Origin of the sequence: Vibrio sp. 10N.222.52.B7, from assembly GCF_041474275.1 — a bacterium.
GTDB classification, from domain to species: Bacteria; Pseudomonadota; Gammaproteobacteria; order Enterobacterales; family Vibrionaceae; genus Vibrio; species Vibrio crassostreae_C.
This window is the reverse complement of record NZ_JBFRTU010000242.1, coordinates 1-492: the sequence shown is the minus strand read 5'-3', so window position 1 is coordinate 492 and position 492 is coordinate 1. Positions and strand designations below refer to the sequence as shown.

At 46.5% G+C, this 492-nt stretch carries 1 protein-coding gene; it reads right to left on the bottom strand.

The window, feature by feature from the left end; genetic code table 11:
• Window positions 1-492 (bottom strand): DUF58 domain-containing protein (locus AB4512_RS22635; RefSeq protein WP_372175781.1); only part of this gene is annotated, 492 nt, incomplete at both ends.

Genomic DNA, 492 nt, shown 5'->3' with positions numbered 1-492 from the left:
ATCTTATTAAGCGTGGCTAAATCATGCTCAAGAGGGTCGGTAACATGACACAACACCACATCGTTGTGCTGACAGAGCGCCTTGATTTGCTCTTCGCTACGCTCGTTATAGCCGTAGCCATCGGTAATCAAGATCACTAACCCATCATGCTTAACCAACCTCTGCGCTTGATGAAACAATTTAGCGAAGGAATTGGATTGGGTGTCTTGAGCCTTTCCCGCTTTGAGCTGCTGATTCTTACTCGCAATCTCATTGAGTATTTTGAGTACGTGATTTGCGCTGCGTTGCGGTGAAATAGGCAGAGCAGTACTGTCGTTATAGATAATGGCGCCCACACGATCGGTACTGTCTATGACTTTCCAAGCAATCAAAGCTGCGATTTCTGCAGCAACTACAGACTTCATTCGCCCTGTGCTGCCAAAAAACATACTGGTGCGCTGATCGACCATGACATAAACATTACGCTCGCGCTCTTCGGAGAATATTTTGACG